Source organism: Bariatricus sp. HCP28S3_A4 (assembly GCF_052066395.1).
Classification (GTDB): Bacteria; Bacillota; Clostridia; order Lachnospirales; family Lachnospiraceae; genus Allocoprococcus.
In genome coordinates this window covers 64,426-80,865 of record NZ_JBQHSE010000004.1, presented here as the reverse complement: position 1 = coordinate 80,865, position 16,440 = coordinate 64,426, and the positions used below count along the sequence as shown (strand labels likewise).

15 protein-coding genes are annotated in these 16,440 nt (G+C 47.7%); 11 read left to right on the top strand and 4 right to left on the bottom strand.

Translation table 11 applies throughout. The features are described from left to right. Positions 1 to 5: 5 nt before the first annotated feature. Both ACTNBF_RS03305 and ACTNBF_RS03300 read left to right on the top strand, forming a co-directional pair. Positions 6 to 2,987, top strand: a complete 2,982-nt coding sequence (locus tag ACTNBF_RS03305; RefSeq protein ID WP_441088751.1) for a type I restriction endonuclease subunit R — start codon at positions 6 to 8, stop codon at positions 2,985 to 2,987. A gap of 14 nt (positions 2,988 to 3,001) precedes the next feature. Then, a complete protein-coding gene (locus tag ACTNBF_RS03300) occupies positions 3,002 to 3,184 on the top strand; it encodes a hypothetical protein (RefSeq protein ID WP_441088750.1) in 183 nt (60 codons plus the stop codon). Positions 3,185 to 3,337: 153 nt separating this feature from the next. Here the strand turns inward: ACTNBF_RS03300 and ACTNBF_RS03295 are convergent, their stop codons facing one another. Further along, positions 3,338 to 3,505: a helix-turn-helix domain-containing protein gene (locus tag ACTNBF_RS03295; protein WP_441088749.1), complete on the bottom strand. Its 168-nt coding sequence runs from the start codon at positions 3,503 to 3,505 to the stop codon at positions 3,338 to 3,340. Between the two features lie 146 nt (positions 3,506 to 3,651). Here ACTNBF_RS03295 and ACTNBF_RS03290 point away from each other — a divergent pair, with 146 nt between their 5' ends. Together ACTNBF_RS03290 and ACTNBF_RS03285 are read left to right on the top strand one after the other, a co-directional pair. Further along, positions 3,652 to 4,014: a hypothetical protein gene (locus ACTNBF_RS03290; protein ID WP_441088748.1), complete on the top strand. Its 363-nt coding sequence runs from the start codon at positions 3,652 to 3,654 to the stop codon at positions 4,012 to 4,014. Between the two features lie 256 nt (positions 4,015 to 4,270). Beyond that, on the top strand, positions 4,271 to 4,627 hold the full coding sequence (locus ACTNBF_RS03285; RefSeq protein ID WP_441088747.1) for a hypothetical protein: 357 nt from the start codon (positions 4,271 to 4,273) through the stop codon (positions 4,625 to 4,627). Positions 4,628 to 4,931: 304 nt separating this feature from the next. On the opposite strand, the gene ACTNBF_RS03280 is transcribed toward ACTNBF_RS03285, so the two are convergent. From ACTNBF_RS03280 to ACTNBF_RS03270, 3 genes are all read right to left on the bottom strand, one after another. Beyond that, positions 4,932 to 5,240: a hypothetical protein gene (locus ACTNBF_RS03280; protein ID WP_441088746.1), complete on the bottom strand. Its 309-nt coding sequence runs from the start codon at positions 5,238 to 5,240 to the stop codon at positions 4,932 to 4,934. Then, positions 5,221 to 5,484, bottom strand: coding sequence for a hypothetical protein (locus tag ACTNBF_RS03275; protein WP_441088745.1), 264 nt, complete (start codon positions 5,482 to 5,484; stop codon positions 5,221 to 5,223). Before ACTNBF_RS03275 ends, ACTNBF_RS03280 begins: the two co-directional genes overlap by 20 nt. Positions 5,485 to 5,566: 82 nt before the next feature. Then, on the bottom strand, positions 5,567 to 6,211 hold the full coding sequence (locus tag ACTNBF_RS03270; RefSeq protein ID WP_441088744.1) for a helix-turn-helix domain-containing protein: 645 nt from the start codon (positions 6,209 to 6,211) through the stop codon (positions 5,567 to 5,569). Between the two features lie 300 nt (positions 6,212 to 6,511). Here ACTNBF_RS03270 and ACTNBF_RS03265 point away from each other — a divergent pair, with 300 nt between their 5' ends. The 7 genes from ACTNBF_RS03265 to dprA all read left to right on the top strand — a co-directional run bounded on the left by ACTNBF_RS03265 (position 6,512) and on the right by dprA (position 16,413). Next, positions 6,512 to 7,255, top strand: coding sequence for a TnsA endonuclease N-terminal domain-containing protein (locus ACTNBF_RS03265; protein WP_441088743.1), 744 nt, complete (start codon positions 6,512 to 6,514; stop codon positions 7,253 to 7,255). Then, complete coding sequence (locus ACTNBF_RS03260) at positions 7,248 to 9,380, top strand: hypothetical protein (RefSeq protein ID WP_441088742.1); 2,133 nt, start codon at positions 7,248 to 7,250, stop codon at positions 9,378 to 9,380. The genes ACTNBF_RS03265 and ACTNBF_RS03260 overlap by 8 nt, the downstream gene beginning before the upstream one ends. 11 nt (positions 9,381 to 9,391) lie before the next feature. After that, positions 9,392 to 11,023, top strand: coding sequence for an AAA family ATPase (locus ACTNBF_RS03255; protein ID WP_441088741.1), 1,632 nt, complete (start codon positions 9,392 to 9,394; stop codon positions 11,021 to 11,023). After that, on the top strand, positions 11,020 to 12,663 hold the full coding sequence (locus ACTNBF_RS03250; protein ID WP_441088740.1) for a TniQ family protein: 1,644 nt from the start codon (positions 11,020 to 11,022) through the stop codon (positions 12,661 to 12,663). Before ACTNBF_RS03255 ends, ACTNBF_RS03250 begins: the two co-directional genes overlap by 4 nt. Continuing rightward, positions 12,660 to 14,324, top strand: a complete 1,665-nt coding sequence (locus tag ACTNBF_RS03245) for a TniQ family protein (RefSeq protein ID WP_441088739.1) — start codon at positions 12,660 to 12,662, stop codon at positions 14,322 to 14,324. The genes ACTNBF_RS03250 and ACTNBF_RS03245 overlap by 4 nt, the downstream gene beginning before the upstream one ends. 456 nt (positions 14,325 to 14,780) lie before the next feature. Further along, the gene (locus ACTNBF_RS03240) at positions 14,781 to 15,296 is read left to right on the top strand and encodes a hypothetical protein (protein WP_441088738.1); all 516 of its coding nucleotides are present in this window, start codon (positions 14,781 to 14,783) and stop codon (positions 15,294 to 15,296) included. Between the two features lie 10 nt (positions 15,297 to 15,306). Next, on the top strand, positions 15,307 to 16,413 hold the full coding sequence (dprA, locus tag ACTNBF_RS03235; RefSeq protein WP_441088737.1) for a DNA-processing protein DprA: 1,107 nt from the start codon (positions 15,307 to 15,309) through the stop codon (positions 16,411 to 16,413). Positions 16,414 to 16,440: the final 27 nt, after the last annotated feature.

Here is a 16,440-nt window from a genome sequence, read left to right as displayed (position 1 = left end):
TCGCAATGAATGACATACTTTCAGAAAAAGAATATCAGAAGTTCATTCTTGACCGTCTGGAGCAGGATAATGGCTATCGGATCCGTAAGGCAACTGATTTTGATCGCTATTTTGCCATGGACCGTGAAATGCTGTTTGAGTTCCTGGAGAAATCTCAGCCGGACGTGATGGCAGAACTGCGTAAGATCTTCAAGGCAGATACCGAAGAGACGATTGTCAATGTGATCAATCAGGCTGTTACGGGTGACAAGAGTTCCCTTGTGGAAGTCCTGAAGAACGGTGTTGAAATTAGCAATCGGCATCTGGACCTGATGTATACGAAGCCGGCAACGACGTTCAATAAGACGCTCAATCAGCGTTATGATGACAATATCTTCTCTGTGATGGAAGAGGTGTGGGCATCGGATGACGAACGGATCGATCTGGTCCTTTTCCTGAATGGAATCGCTATCATCTCTTTCGAGCTTAAGTGCAATGCGGCAGGCCAGTCTTATCAGGATGCTATCCTGCAGTACCGTAAGTCCCGTAATCCGAAGACACGCCTGTTCCGCTTCAAGGCCGGGTGCTTTGTCAACTTCGCCATGGATCTGGAAGAAGTCTATATGACGACGAAGCTGGATCAGGATGCCACCGTGTTCCTGCCTTTTAACATGGGCAGCGGTGAGGGCGTGGATGCAGGTGCAGGGAACCCGATTTTCCCGGATAAATACAGTGTGTCTTACATGTGGGAGGGCATTCTGACCAAGGATTCCATCCTGGACCTGATTTCTAAGTTTATTTTTGTTGAGCGTAAAGAGACCGTGGACGAAGTTACTGGCAAGAAGAAACGTTCTGAGACGCTCATCTTTCCGCGTTATCATCAGCTGGATTTGATTCGCAAGCTGCTGGCATCGGTGTATGAGCACGGTTCTTCGCTGAATTATCTCATTGAGCATTCGGCAGGTTCCGGTAAGACGAACAGCATTGCCTGGCTGACGTATCGTCTGGCGTCTCTGCATGATGCAAACAATCAGGTCATTTTCGATAATATCATCATCGTGACGGACCGTGTGGTTGTCGATCGCCAGCTGCAGAAGGCGATCCTGGGAATGGATCACAAAGCGGGTCTTATTCGTGTGATGGATGATAAATGCACATCGGCGGATTTGTCTTATGAGCTGACGCATAATACAAAGATTATTGCAACGACGATTCAGAAGTTCCCGTATATCGTGGATACCGTAGCAAATCTGAAAGACAAGCGGTTTGCAGTCATCATTGATGAGGCGCATTCCTCTACCTCCGGTAAAGACATGCAGGCCGTGACGCAGGCACTTGGTTCCGGCGGTCAGACTTATACGGATGCAGATGATATGATCAACGATCAGATCGAAAAGTCCGGAAAACAGTCGAATGTGTCCATGTTTGCCTTTACGGCTACACCAAAGGACAAGACGCTGCGCCTGTTTGGCCGGCTGAATCCGAAGGGCCAGTACGAGGCATTTCATCTGTATTCCATGAAGCAGGCCATTGAGGAAAAATACATCCTGGATGTGTTGCAGAATTTCACGGAATACGATACGATGTTCAAGCTGAATAAAGAGATCGAAGACGATCCGGAAATGAAAACAGACGATGCCAAGAAGCAGATCGCTCGTTTTATCGAGCTGCATGACACCAACATTGCGCAGCGTGTGGAGGTCATTGTGGAACATTTCCGCACGGTAGTTATGGGTGAACTGGGCGGCATGGCCAAAGCCATGGTTATCACTGCATCGCGGCAGGCTGCCGTTAAGTACCGGCAGGCGTTTGAGGATTATATCAACCGCAAGGGCTATACCGGAATTTCCGCTCTGGTGGCGTTCTCTGGAAAGGTTAAGCTGGATGGGAACGATACCGAGTATACAGAGATCGGTATGAATGGCTTCCGTGAGGAGCAGCTTCCCGGCAAGTTTGACAGCGACGATTACAACGTGCTTATTGTCGCCAACAAGTACCAGACCGGCTTTGATCAGCGGAAGCTCTGTGCGATGTATGTGTTGAAGAAGCTGAAAGGCGTCAATGCTGTTCAGACTTACAGTCGTCTGAACCGGATCTGCCCTCCGTATGATAAGAAGACATTTATTCTTGATTTTGTGAATACCTATGCTGAGGTGCAGGCTTCTTTCGCGCCGTTCTATACGACAACACTGTTGTCCGGAAACATGAACCCGAAGCATATCTATGATTTGGAAGCTAACCTGGATGCCTTTGCTGTTTTGGATCCTTTGGATATCGAGAAGTTTAATGAGATCCTGTTCAAACAGCGGCAGAAGACGGTTACTCCGTCAGAGAAGAAGGCGCTGACATTTTACCTGCAGAAGGCAGAGAAGGCTGTCAAGCAGTATAGTCCGGAGCAACAGAAGGAGATTCGTTTCCGGATGCGTGGCTTTGTCCGCTTCTATGAGTTTTTGCTGCAGGCCAGCTGCTTCAAGGATGTTGATATCCATAAGAAATATGTGTTTATTACATATCTGCTTTCTTATCTGAATATATCTGGCGGCGGCAGCGGGTTTGATCTGACCGGTAAGATTAAGGCGTCGCGATTCGTTCAAAAGAAAGGTGAGACACACGGTACCGAGAAGCAGGTATCGAGACCGGTCATGAAGCTTCCGGAATCGGATGGTTTCAATCTGAGTGAGGCAAAGATAGAGCGCCTGAGCCAGATCATTGCCGATATCAATTCCCGTACAGGGAAAGCATATGACAGCGATGTCGCAGTGAAAGCGATGCTGCAGATCCGTGACATCCTGATGAAATCTGATAAGCTGCGGACTTCGGCACAGAATAACAGCGAGAAAGATTTTGAATTCACTTTCTATGATGACATTGATGATGCACTCATTGAAGGACTGGAACAGAATCAGGATTTCTTTACGCTGCTGCTCAACAATGAAGAGATCAAGAAGTCTGTGCTGGGAATCTTTTCTGGCGAGATCTATTCCAGTCTGCGCAATGCCGGGAAGTAAGGGGGTGGTCGAGAATGCCGCGAAAAAAGAAAGATGCAAAGAATTTTACCTGCAAGTTCGAACGCGAGATATTCGAGAAGCTGGAAGAATTCTGCAATCTCTCCGGGCAGAATAAGACCACCGTGGTGGAACGTGCTGTTCGAAAGTATCTGGATGAAAATATGGAACTGATCCGAGAGGTTTCAAAGAAATTGTAATGAAAACCGTTCGTGTGAGACGCGTACGTTAACGCAGTGCGATTGTTTGCGTCACGCCTTTAAGGGGCGTGTGGATTGAAAAAAAGAGAGATAAGGCAAAGATCGGAGATAAAAAATAAAGTCGCCAGAGAGGAGAAATTCTTTCCGGCGACTTTATTTATCCGTGAATTTTACAATATCGTTTGGCGTACAGTCGAGTATTCGGCATAACTTTTCAAGGGTTACTAAAGTGATGTTCTTATTCTTTTTCAAGGCATCCAGTGTTTTATTGTCAATGCCGGATTTTAACAATTTATATTGTGAGATATTTTTTTCATCCATCGTTTTCCATAGTGGTTCAAAATCAATAATAGCAATCACCGCCTTTATGCGTTATTGTTATTATTATGAGCCAGAATTGAACAATTACATATTGTGGAGATATTCACAATATGCTATAGTGGTTTCAAATCAAAGGAGGGATGGATGTGAGAATAAATCCTGATGAATTAACGCCGGAACAAAGGAAAGGGCTTATAAGTTTTTTTGCCGTAACATTCACTATGGATGAAAGAGAGTTGGATGCGATTGATGGCATCATACCCATGACGCAAGAACTGTTCGATAGTATTGTAGACAAATGCATCGGCAGTGAATTTGACGGTTTTTTCTATGATTTTTTACTGCAATATCCGGACTTTTTGATCGATCATGCAAATCAGGTTGAAATGGAGTTAGAACAAATGCCGCTCCCGAAAGACTGGCATGATCCTACGCCGGAAGAAACAGAAGCAAGCTGGCAGAGATTGTGCGCCAGAATCCGGGAAGAATACGGGGAAGACGCAATATAAAGACAGGTATGGCCCAGATATGTTTTGTATGTGATGTAGGAGATATATACCATATATATCTTCTGCATTTTTTTTGCGATTCTAAATTGAATTTCTCATATATAAAATATATTTCTCATATTGATAAATGAAGAAAAATAAGATATAATTGTGATCGTTAATCAGTGGATGTTTCGTGACCCTGAAAATGTTGTATATAGTTGCTGATAAGTATTTGACCGGATCTGTGATAAATGAAAGGAGATGCATCATTATTATGACAAGAGATCAGGTTAAGCAAGCTGTAGTAGATTATGTCCGTGAGAACGAAGGTACATCATATGCAGAGCTGGAGCGCTTGTTTGAGCGTATTGGGTTTGATTACAAAGGTGATTTCGACATTTGTGTAAAAGAATTTCCGAATGTGGTGATATGGTTTGGCTGGAATATGAATGCTGTGAATATTATATCTGAATTGGAATCAGAAAAATTGATATTTAGAGATGCAGTGCCGTCGTGGGTTTATTTGGCGGACGGACGTCTTATTGATCTGCCTGTTGTGGATGATAGCCCGAGTTATAAACATAAAAAATGTTGGCTGCCTGTCGGATTTTTTTCTGAACTTAAAGATTGATGTCATTCTAAAATATTCAACGAATTTATAGCAAGGGTTCTTTCGTCTTTGCAGATGGTGAGATGAATTTCTGAAAGAAGTTTAACGGCAGTAATGGGCGGAGAAAAATCGGTATCCCACGCTGTCATAAAGTCAAGTTATAGCCGGTATTTCCTGTATGTCAGACTCCGAAGATACCGACTGTGGATTGAAATTCGTATTTATCAGTAATTACATTATAACACAGCGTCGCATCCCACATGGGGCGCGTGGATTGAAATGAGTTTTGCGAAGAAGTGATCCCTACTCTTAGCAGTCGCACCCCTTATGAGGTGCGAGGATCAAAATAAAATAAATCAGATAGTGTCAGTGATGACCGTATGAGACGATCGGCATCCAGGCCCAGCATATCAGCTGCTGTTGTGGCAATGCTGTCGATGTTCTCATAGATCCTGCCGGCGATATATCCGCCGTCTGCAGCGGCGTATTGTCCGTCTGTCTGTACATACAGCGTATAGAGCCAGCCGTCGGTACGGTCATGCTCGACATGTAAATAGCTGTCTCCGCATTGGAACAGTGCTTCCCATTCCCATGGATTGTCCATGGGAATTTTTTTATTGCTGCTCATATTCATAGGCAGGCATCCTTTCCGTATCGTGTCTTGTGATGAGCCAGTCCAGATCTACATGAAAATACTCAGCGATCCGGTAGGCGTCACAAAGGCCGATGTCACTGATGCATCCGCTGCACCAACGGGTGATGCAGGACGGTGAGATAAAATTCTGGCGGGCATAGCCAATGCGGCTGCCTGGCTGGCTGTCAAAGAGCCGCTTGATATTGTGTGAGACTGTTATCATGATTTCCTGATTGCTCAGCAAAATACACCATCTCCTTTCTCATAAGTGCAAAACGATTCGATTTTGCACCCGTGTAGAAAGTGTAGATGGTGTAGGTGACATGTTATTTGATCCAATTTTGGGCAGCTTTTCTCTGATCATAACCGTATCGGTTTCTAATTTCCAGCAGTTTCTCATTATTCCCTACGATACGGGCAAGATTGGCGAACTCTACGATTCGGTCGGTATCGGCGGTGCCAGGTTCGGACGTCCGGATCTTATCCCATAATTCCGGTTCGATCCTGTCTGGCAGAGGCGTGTTATATAGTTCCATGATGCGTGCCAGCCATGCACTCTTTTTGGCGTTATCCAGATTCGGATGTTCCGTGATGTGCTGCCATTCTTCTTCCAGGTAGCGCAGGATAGGGTCGGCAATGCTTTCTATCTGCAGCGTCTGGTTGGTAATCAGTGTTTTCAGGGCTATAAAGGCATCAGCATAGGTCCTGATCCGGTCAAACGCATTGAAATCTCCGTGGTCGGTCATGATCCAGTCTGACGTGACACCAAAGTGATTGGCGATGATATAGACATATTCGGAGCTTGGCAGTGCTCCGCCTTTTTCCGCTGTCCACCGGCTGATACTGGACGGTGAAATATGGCATTCTGCGGCCACCTTGATGCGTGAGTCTTTTTCCCTCCCAAACAGCTCTATCAGATTTTTGCGCACTATCTGACGGAGCTGCTCCTGATATTCGCTCCTTTCGTTCATGCGGGTGTTCTCTCTTTCTTATATGTTAAACCCCATTATAGCAGATATAAAAGAAAATAAATAGCAATTTTGCCTCATTTATGAAGGGATTTTTCTTATTTTGCGAAAAACGGCAAAAGCATCATTCTCAAATTTGCGGTTGGATTGCCGCTTTCGGGAAGTCAAGGCTTTTTATTTGCTGAATTACGAAACGAATTCATTTCACGTTTCTCAAAATGACAAATGCATTTATTTGAAGTAAAATGATAAATATGATAAGAAAGTATTCATAAATGAACTGATTTTAGTAAGGAGCAAGCTATGGGAAAAAGAAAGACAAACAAAGCAAAACTTGCGGAGGGACGTTGCCAGGGTATTGGACCTGACTATGTGCCATTCTATAAAGCCAATGAAGGCGGTTCTCAGGCAACAACGTCCATGATACCAGATCCGATTGAAGGACGGATGATTCACTGTTTATCCGATACTGAGACGATGATGTATTATCTGCTTCGCTGGAATACGGAAGTTCTTCACATCCGCGAGCAGTATTTATTAAATCATGAGCGTGTCAATGATGTGAGAAGCCAGCTGGGCTACAGCCGGGTGCCGGAGCAGGCATGCTTCACGACTGACTTTCTGGTGGACTTCAAAGACGGCAGCCAGCAGGCGTATTCCGTGAAGTTCAGGACAGGAGATTTTAACCCGAATGCAATTATTTATAAAGGCCGTGAACACGCCTACGCACGCTTGATCGAACGGCAGAATACAGAACGGCTCTATTGGGAGAGCCAGGACGTGAAGTTTAACATCGTGACCCGGGACGATCTCATGCAGTACCGGATACAGATCAAGAACATTGCTTTTGTGATGCGGTTCTGGGACGATACATTCATCGTGAACCGCCAGCAGAAGCTGTTATATTTAATTGCACACCATATCGTTGTCGTGTCTATGGATAAAGAATTCATCAATCCGAAGCAGTTGGCAGACAGCATGTCGTTTGATATCGACGCTGTGTACGCAAAGACACTGGAGATGAGGAGGCAGATGATCGGTGAATAATGTAAATGAAATAAATCAAATAAATGAAAAGCAGAACCGCGGCATCCGTATGGGTGATATTTATAAAATAGATGGGAAGCGTTACCGCCTATTTCATGTATCATCAGACATTATCGGTATCATTGGTCTGGATGAGCTTGGGTATGACACAATAGACAGCCAGACATTCTCTGAGAATGTGCGGAACGGTTTATACGAACGTGTGGAAGAACCGGAAAATCCGGTCTCTATCGAGTTATCCGATGAACAGAGGGATCGCATCCGGCACCTGAGGGACCTTATGGAAGATGTTCTCAGGGAGGAATATCCGGAATGGGGACGGTTCGGTAAAAGAGGCGTGGAAGTGAAGAGTATGCATGCAGCAGCAGACCAGGCAGATCTTAGCGTTTACCGGTTCCGGAAACTGTTTATTCGATATCTGCGTTCCGGACGGGATGAGAATTCGCTGATTGACGGGCGGGTTATGAAGTTTGCGAGAAAGCAGCTGCCAGTAGCTCTGCCGCTTGATAACAGTATGCCTCAGCAGGAAGTCCTGACGAAAAAGGATCAGGCGTTCCTGTTTGCTCTGGACGTGTTCAAAAGTACGCTGAGCATGCAGAACGCCTATGAAATGATGATACGGAAATATTATTCCCATATTGAGTGCCAGATGGAAAACGGTGTACTGATGGACAAAGTGATCCCAGATGATGATATCCCGCATTATTCAACCATGCGCAGATATATCTGCAGCCATCTTGGCGGACTGACTCCAACGGAGTATATCAAAGGCGAAAAAGAGTACCGGAACAATCATAGAAAACTCACCGGCAACCAGCGCTCCGGACTTATTACCATCGGGCAGCAGGTGCAGGTGGATGAGTGCGAGGTTGCGGTCAACCTGATAGATACGGATGGGAATATCATCGGGAAACCGATTTTGTATATCGCATTCGATCCGATGGCGCAGATTATTATTGGCGCCTATATCGGTCTGATCAATAACTCTATGGGCGGGTTTATCAACCTGTTCCTGTCCATGCTGGAACCACACGAAAATCAGACAGCGCCATACGGTGTATCCTGTGATGAATATAGTTTCCCGTCCATGGTGCTTCCGAAGCAGATATGCAGTGATCAGGGGTCAGAGTACATGTCAAAGCATATGGAAGCTGCTATGCAGGAACTTGGGATTATAGATTCCATGGTGCCGGCTGCAGCAGGGTCTTATAAAGGCGGCGTTGAGAACGTATTTCATCGTCTGCAGAGCAGACTGAAAAAGCAGCTGATCCATGACGGGTATATTCTGGCAACGCATGAAGGTCCCGACAAGGCGAGGCAGGAAGCTGTTTTATCCATGGACGGGTTCAAGGCGATCTGTTACCGCCTGATCATCGAGCTGAACACCACATCCCTCGGAGAGATGTTCAGCCCTGACAGGGATATGATTGAGCATCATATCCCACCGGTACCGGCTGAGATCTGGAAGTATAAGCTGAACACCTGCTTTGAGCCGATGTTCGTGACAGACCGGAACCGTATGCAGATCCTGTTTGCCCTGTTATGGCGGGATAAAGCGTTCAGCCGGGGGCGTGACGGATTGAGATACAAAGGCCATAGTCTGCGGTTTTTCGTGTACGATGATAACGAATGGTTCCTGGAGCTTATCAGTGCAAAGAATCCGGAGTTTGAAGTCCGTTATAACGATACAGACATTTCAAGGATCTATGTCCGGTACAAGGGTATCATCCATGTTGTCCCATTGGCACCGGTGCGGGATGAGCTGGCCACTTTTGCCGGAATGACATGGACGGCGTATGACACGGTTTATGCGGAATACAAGAAGATGCGCAAAGAACAGCAGAAAAAGGATCTGGGTGTCCGGCTTACGACGGCGCACCGGAATGATCAGACGCTTGCTGCTGAAAAGGCAGCCCATGCCGGTACAGACAACAGTGCAAAAGCGGTGAAGGATTCGCGGGCCGTGGAGCGGGCACGGATCGAGAGCAGCAGTGAGGAGACAAGAAACCGTCTGCTTGGCGTGAAGCAATTATCTGAAGTTCTTCCGGAGCCTGCACAGCCGCCTGTACAGCGTATGAAGACCAATGCGGAACTGGCAGCTATGTTTGAGGATGAAGACGATTGAGGAGGTATGACATGGACCTGTTGACAGGCTATGAGTTAGAAATCGAAAAGTTTGGAAAAGACGATGATATGTATCCGGACAGGCATATCCATTCCATCGTGGAAGCACGGTATGGAAAACGGGGCGGCATCACGGACAATCCGGACGTGTGTGCCCTGCCCCGCCCGGCATCTGTGGCCCGGATGCTGGAAGTATCCACGATACCGCTGGCCGGTTACGATTACGATGAAGTGCGCACGATGAGCCTGGCGGAACGGAAAGAGTCGGTGTTGCTGCTGCAGAGGGCATTCAGTCCTCTGGCACATATTATCGAGATGGGAAAGGCCGTGGATGATGCGCTGTTCAGCTCTTATCTTTCCCGGGAGGTCCGCACGAATTCCTATGCCGGACCGCAGGAGCTTGTGAATGCGGGGCTGCCTGCAAATATTTATTCTGTCCGGAGCGGCTTTGCGGGGCGTGCGCTTTCTTTTGTCGTGTATGGTTCGTCCGGCTGCGGAAAGACCGTGGCTATGAATTTAATCAGGAGCCTGTATCCGACCGCTATTCATCATGTGATAGGGGATATGGAATATATTCAGATCCCGATCATCATGGTCACGGCATTGGTGGGAAACATGTCGGAGCTGATGATCTCGATTGCAAGGGCGATCGATGATGTCATTGGTGCCGGGCCTGTCTGGGAGAGGCGCATGAAGAAAAACAACGTCGGGCTTTCCGGCGCCGTAGTGAAAGAAGCAATCCGCATATTCCATGTCGGCCTTATTGTGATTGATGAATCGCAGTTCCTGAAATTCGATGCATCGAATGTTTCCTTGGAAAATCTGATAGGAATTGCAGAGGATACCGGCTGTAGTCTTGGGTTTATCGGCAACAAAGATCTGATTGGCAAGATGAACCGTTATCCCCGCTTTGTGGGGCGTACGATGCTGAACCGGATTGAGGTCAGCTGCACGGCAGATACAGACCGGGAGTTCTTTATCCGGGCTGTCCAGCATCTCTGGCGTTATCAGTGGACAAAGCAGTATACGGAGCTGACCGATGAGATACTGGAAGAACTGCTCAGGGACAGCATGTATAACATTTCTATTTTGAAAGCGATTCTGATGCGGGTGCAGGCAGAAGCCGCGGCAAAGTATCCTGCCGGCGGTGTTACGGCAGGGTATATCCATGAGATTTCTGAGAAAAGATTTTCGATTATCCGCACGCTCATTCTGGATGATTCCGAAGAATCGGAGCGTGTGGTGTTGAAACTGCTGCAGCAGAATACGGACGACATTTCGTCTGACGCAAAGAAACTGGCGGTGAAAGCAAACCAGAAGCTGCTGGCGGAGATGGAAGAGCAGACCCGTATCTGGGGGCCTACAAAGTATGCGGATATCGAGACCGCATTGAAAATCTACGGGATCAGCCGGGCTCAGGTGAAGACCGTGATAAACAAGCTGATGCAGAAAGATCCGGAATTGCCGGGGCGTGATGTGCCGTATATTATCGACGAAGTGCGCCGGTATATCGCAGATAATACAGATTCGAATATCACGAAGCTGTCAAAGTCCCGCAGACGCAAAAAAGAGCTGGATGTGGAAGGAGAAGCACTGGTGCGCGAGGTAATGCGGGAGTCGATTGCAGAAGGCGGTGGCGTATGATACTCGGATATAGCAGAAGGCCGTATGCAGATGAACTGCTTTATGGCTATATTCATGATATTTTTTATAAAAACGGGTTCAGTACGATGAATGATGTAGACCAGCTGGTTGGTGGACATATCCGGGTGGGCTGTACGACAGCTCTGCCGGTCGTCTGCGAACGCATCGGAAATGTGACTTTTCCGGATGTGATGCAGGCAGTCAAAATGACGCCGTATGGCGCTTATGTGAACGGCTTAGACGCCGGGGCCGCGGCAAGGTATGCGGAGATGTATCTGCAGGCAGAGATGCCTTATGTGCCAGCTCATCCGTCCAAAGAAAAAGACGGGATCCATATCTGTCCGGAATGTTGGAAAGAAGATACAGAGAGATATGGCGATGGATACCTGCATCTGAGCCATCATCTGCCTGGCGTGACGGTGTGTGCAAAGCATGGCTGCACGCTGTTCCAAAGACCCGTGCCGTTGAAGCGGGCGTTGATGAAACCATGGACTATAAAAGATATGGAACCTGTAGATAGTATAGATAATATAGATGAAGCAGTACAATATGCGCAAGCGCAGCTGCGCCGGAATGATGAAAATACAAGTGCTCTGGTATGGAGCAGATGTTCCCGTTGCGGGAAAGAATATGTGGAGCATTCATACAGCAGGGAAACGGCATGCGGCTGTCCGTTCTGTAATCAGACGCTGCGGCCGGAAACAATCGTGAACCGGCGGCTGCAGACGATACAGGATGGAGAATACCGTGTGGATCCGGGGTTTTCGGCATTAAATAACGCCTACGTCATCCATGAACCGTGCGGCAGCAGGAAGCGCAAGCTCATGCAGGTGTTATACGGCGAACCGGAGTATTGCCTGGAATGCATGAAACTGACACCGGAACGGCTGAAACGGCGCTTTGACCCGTCCGGGGAACACTGGGAGTTTTTTGAAAACAGTGAGACGGAGCGTCAGAAAAAGCGCATCCGTGTGAAGCATCGTGTGTGTGGTCGGGAATTCAGCATTTTTTCTGTCCGGTTTGGAAAGAAAGAAGGCGGGTACTGCCCTTACTGCGACAATCCGCAGAAAGTGATCGACATCTGCACGGTGGATCCGGAATACCGGATTGTTGGAGAATATAAGAACAACCTGTTGCGGGTGGAGATGAAGCATCTTGCCTGTGGTACCGTGTTTCAAACAAGCAAGACATCGTTCCTTGCAGGCCGGCGGTGTCCGATTTGTACGCCGCGGTATGATTTCAAAGAAGTGGAGCGTGCGGTCATGGAATGTGCTGTTGGCTGGACTGTCAGGAAAGAGCCGCGCCGGGGGTATGTGACGCTTATTACGCCTGCCGGGTTTGTCATGAGCGGGCTGTCCTATATTACCGTCATGAACGACCTGAAATCAGAAAAGGCGTCTATTATAAAAAACCGCAGGAAGCGGTGGTCCGATCCGGTGAGTATCCGGCGAAGGATTTATGATAATGTAAAGAAGGCATCGCTGGACAAAGGGTTCTGGTGTTTTGCAGACGGTCTGGATGGAGAGCCTGTATCCAGGACGCAGCGGAATCTCATACAGGACCTTGCAAGGCTCGGCTATATCGAACGTGTCGGTGTTGGACGGTACCGGACGGTTACAGGAAATGAGGAGGAAATATGATACCGATAGGATTGAAAATGGCAGATGATGAGCTGATGACCGCCTGGCTGCAGTCCATGGCAGAGGCAAACGGGATGGAGCAGAAAGAATTCTTCCGGTCTTATCTGGGTGCGCATTCAGCCAGGTCGTTTTCACTTTATCCGAAACGATTGGAACAAAACTGCCAGAGGCATGCAGATATGGCGTTCTTCCCCGATGTATTTACGGCCCTGGAAAAGCATACCGATCTGTTCGTTGCAGCACTGGGGCTCAGCAGGGGCATGGTTGCACATTTGGTGGAAGTAATGCTCCGGGATGCGTCTCTGACGTTGAAATCCGGCAGGATAACAGATGGATTTCGTTACTGCCCGGAGTGCATTTCAGAAGATCAGAAGGCATATGGCAGAAAAGTTGTTCATGTGCCGCATCAGATTGCAGGAGTGAAATGCTGCTGGAAACATGGCTGCTCTTTGGAAAACAATGATGGCAGAAAGATCATAGATACGGTGACCGGTATCGAACAGCGCATTGCGGCCTATGCCAGAGAGCTGTATCTTGTGCCGCCGGCTGACGGGATGGATCAGATAAGAACAGCCATGCAGGTATATCTTTTGGAACATAAGATGGACATCCGTGACCTTGCTGGTGCTGCCGTGGCAGACGGCTATCTGGATGATACGGACAAGAAGACGGTAGTCGAGGCGTATCAAAATCCGAAACGCAGGCAGTTTAAGCAAGTAGTGCGGCTTTTGGCTTATCTGTACCCGGATGAACGAAAGCTTCGCCGGTTGGCAGGTACACCAGCCCATTATCCGGAAAATACAGAGGAATGGGAGCTGGTAGATGCAAGACATTGCATTGGAAGGTACCGGTGCAAACGCTGCGGCAGGGAGTTTTACCGACATGAGCGTGCCGTGGAAGCTGGTATGGTTTGTCCTCATTGTCAAAATGGTCTTACCCGTGAAGAACAGCTGCAGCGTCTGCTTTCACGCTATCGGGATGGACAATATGAGTTCACGGATGAGTCATGCAAGAGATTACGTCATAAGAGCTGCGGCAACGAGATGCCGGCCCGGCATATGTTCTGGCTGTACGAGGGCGGTTCCTGCTGGTATTGCGGCGCCCGGTCTATAGATGAATGGCAGGATGTATTTTCAGATTCGGGATTTACTGTGGAAGATGTGTCGTCAGGAAGCAATGGGCGCAGGCTGATGCTGTCATGCCGCAAATGCGGGAAGCGTTTTGATATCATGTCCCATTCGAATTATATGCGCAGAGGTGTCAAAACGGTTGTCTGTCCGGGCTGCGAGGGTCCCGGGCAGAATGCTGCGTATTTGAAAAAGATGCGCATGGAGCGTCTTGGGCAGCGGCAGGTAGCAGGGACCGGGATAGGCGCTGTTGTGGTTGCGTATGATGGTTGGAACCGGGTTTTGGTCCGCTTCGATAACGGTCTGGAACGCTGGATGAATTGGGATGTGTTCCTGAATATCGGCAGATGCCATAAGGGCGGCTATTCGATGAAGGAGCTGCATATCGGGGAAGAAGGCATTATGAAGGACGGCGGGCACTGCGTGATTATCAGATATCAGAATCGGGATGATCTGCTGGTGCAGTTTGATGACGGCGTCCAGGCTGCCGGGAATTATAAAAAATTTCAACGGGGGACTATCGTGCATCCATGATATAGGTATATATGAAAGGGATGGTTTCAGACGCAGCAGCTGTGATGTGGGTAACTGACGGAATGTGGGCAGGCTGTGGGCAATACCCGTGAGGGTTTGTCCATGGGCTGTCCACATTTGCATTAAGGCAGTTATCCACATCGGATAAATACAGTGGGACGGTGCTGTGATATTTGTAACAGCGATAATTGGCGGGTTGAGATATGGACGGCCCGCAGGGAATGTGCAGCGGCAAGGCCGATGCACATTCGCAAGGGCATACAGGGGGTGTATTGGGGGCTGTAGGCACCCGGATCCCAGTGTAAAAAGAGTATGCTGAATCTGCAGAAGCGCAGCGTTGCATAACGATATATGTACAATATATATTATATAGAAGAAAAAAATCAGCACCCGTTCATTCAAGAATTGGGTGCTGTGTTGTTGTGGGAAAAAGGCGTAAAAGGAGCGTGAAAAATTTTGAACGCATTGAAAATGAGATGTGGCATGTATCTTGAAAAATTTGCCACAAAAAACATGGTATTTTCGGGGGAAGTTGTGGTATGTATAAGTGAAAAATATCAGGGAAAGATCAGCCAGCCGTTTCTGGACAGACTGGATGTCTGTGTGGAAGCGGCGAAGGTGGAGTATGATGTACTTGTGGGAAAACAGGAAGAATGTACTTCGGAAAAACTGAGAAAAAAGGTGGAAAAGGCGAGAAAAATACAGAAAGAGCGGTTTAAGGACTTGCCAATTGCAACAAACTCGCAGATGCGTAAAGAAGAAATAGAACAGTTCTGCCGCCTGGACAGCCGGGGAGAATCCCTGATGCGACAGGCATATGATGCGCTGCATCTGACGGCAAGGAGTTATTACAAAATTCTGAAAGTGGCACGCACGATCGCGGATCTGGAAGGATCGGAAGTGGTTGAAGAAGGACATCTGGGAGAAGCGATCGGGTACAGGATGATGGATAAGAAATATTGGGGTTGTTAGGAGAAGAAAAATGACAGAATTGTGGCAGGAATACTATCTGGCGAATATATCAGAAATAAGGCCTGGGAAAAAGCGGAATTGGGCGGATCGGGGAATATCTGCTGAATTTTTATATAATATAGAAGAAATCAGTGAAAAAGAGCGCATCATGGCCGGAATCACAGAGGAAGAAAAGCGGATCCTTATGGAAAGCAGGAAGAGTAAGAACTGGAAGGAAGAGCTGGAAAAACTGGAAGAAAGAGGAATTCATTTCCTTGCGTGGGACAGTGACAGGTATCCCGGACGGTTGAAGGAGCTTACAGGTATGCCATATGGGCTATACGTAAAAGGTAAGCTCCCGGAGGAGAATCGAACAAGTGTCGCAATCGTAGGTGCCAGAAGATGCAGTGCCTACGGCGAGAAGATGACATTGCAGTATTCGGAAATACTGGCAGAGGCAGGCGCACAGATCATCAGTGGGATGGCACTGGGAATCGACGGGGCAGCACACAGAGGAGCGTTATCTTCCGGCGGTAAGACCTTTGCCGTACTAGGATGCGGAGTGGATTTGTGTTATCCAAGAGAGCACAAAGGACTCTATACAGATTTGTCTGTGAAGGGAGGAATCCTATCGGAATACCCGCCCGGTACACCGCCTCTAGCCAATCATTTTCCGGCGCGAAACCGTCTCATCAGCGGCCTTGCTGATGTGGTGCTCGTGATGGAGGCAAAAGAAAAAAGTGGATCACTGATTACTGCGGACATGGCATTGGAGCAGGGAAGAGATATTTTTGCACTTCCCGGACCCGCTGACAGTGCTCTCAGCAAAGGCTGTCACCGACTCATAGATCAGGGGGCAGGAATCCTTCTTGACCCGGAAGAACTGTGTGAACAACTTCACATGATTCCGAAAAATAAGAAAAACGGAATGGCTCAAAATAACCATAAAAATAAAATAATGCTTGAAACTGAAGAGGATTTGGTGTATAGTAAGTGCGATTTGTTCCCGAGAAGCAGAGAGGAGATCCGAAGGCTCACCGGACTTGCTCCGGAAGAATTATCAAGGATTCTGCTCTCGCTTGAATTAAAAGGGTACATATCAGAACGGTCGAAAAATTATTATTTCAGACGAATATAGATTGCAGTGACAGGCATGGAGGAGTAT

What these genes read in the sequence shown, in the direction of transcription:
- ACTNBF_RS03305 (WP_441088751.1), top strand. Translation starts at nt 6, where the DNA reads ATGAATGACATACTTTCAGAAAAAGAATATCAGAAGTTCATTCTTGAC.
- ACTNBF_RS03300 (WP_441088750.1), top strand. Translation starts at nt 3,002, where the DNA reads ATGCCGCGAAAAAAGAAAGATGCAAAGAATTTTACCTGCAAGTTCGAA.
- ACTNBF_RS03295 (WP_441088749.1), bottom strand. Translation starts at nt 3,505, where the DNA reads ATGGATGAAAAAAATATCTCACAATATAAATTGTTAAAATCCGGCATT.
- ACTNBF_RS03285 (WP_441088747.1), top strand. Translation starts at nt 4,271, where the DNA reads ATGACAAGAGATCAGGTTAAGCAAGCTGTAGTAGATTATGTCCGTGAG.
- ACTNBF_RS03280 (WP_441088746.1), bottom strand. Translation starts at nt 5,240, where the DNA reads ATGAATATGAGCAGCAATAAAAAAATTCCCATGGACAATCCATGGGAA.
- ACTNBF_RS03270 (WP_441088744.1), bottom strand. Translation starts at nt 6,211, where the DNA reads ATGAACGAAAGGAGCGAATATCAGGAGCAGCTCCGTCAGATAGTGCGC.
- ACTNBF_RS03265 (WP_441088743.1), top strand. Translation starts at nt 6,512, where the DNA reads ATGGGAAAAAGAAAGACAAACAAAGCAAAACTTGCGGAGGGACGTTGC.
- ACTNBF_RS03255 (WP_441088741.1), top strand. Translation starts at nt 9,392, where the DNA reads ATGGACCTGTTGACAGGCTATGAGTTAGAAATCGAAAAGTTTGGAAAA.
- ACTNBF_RS03250 (WP_441088740.1), top strand. Translation starts at nt 11,020, where the DNA reads ATGATACTCGGATATAGCAGAAGGCCGTATGCAGATGAACTGCTTTAT.
- ACTNBF_RS03245 (WP_441088739.1), top strand. Translation starts at nt 12,660, where the DNA reads ATGATACCGATAGGATTGAAAATGGCAGATGATGAGCTGATGACCGCC.
- dprA (WP_441088737.1), top strand. Translation starts at nt 15,307, where the DNA reads ATGACAGAATTGTGGCAGGAATACTATCTGGCGAATATATCAGAAATA.